General features: G+C 60.9%; 1 pseudogene. It reads left to right on the forward strand.

From position 1 onward, the window contains the following. Positions 1–312 (forward strand): annotated as a pseudogene (locus B2R17_RS10915) (hypothetical protein); the annotation flags it as partial.

Below are 312 nucleotides of genomic sequence, written 5' to 3' on the forward strand. Positions count from 1 at the left end.
AGGCTGGAAGCCTATCCCACAGTCGGCGGGCATGTCCAACTCGAAGCCGACGAAATCACGCTTGCGGCTGAATCAACCATCAACGCCAGCGGGATCCACGGCGGCGGCGAAGTACTCGTCGGAGGTGACTGGCAAGGCTCCGGCACGATGACTCAAGCGACCACGGTGACGATGGAAGCTGGGGCGACCATCAACGCTTCCGCAACCGAGGCCGGCGATGGCGGAACGATCGTCCTGTGGTCCGACATTTTCAACACTGATTCCATCACCAGCGTCGCAGGAACCCTGCTTGCCAGAGCAGGTGACTTGTTC

Source organism: Rhodopirellula sp. UBA1907 (genome assembly GCF_002337565.1).
GTDB classification, from domain to species: domain Bacteria; phylum Planctomycetota; class Planctomycetia; order Pirellulales; family Pirellulaceae; genus Rhodopirellula; species Rhodopirellula europaea.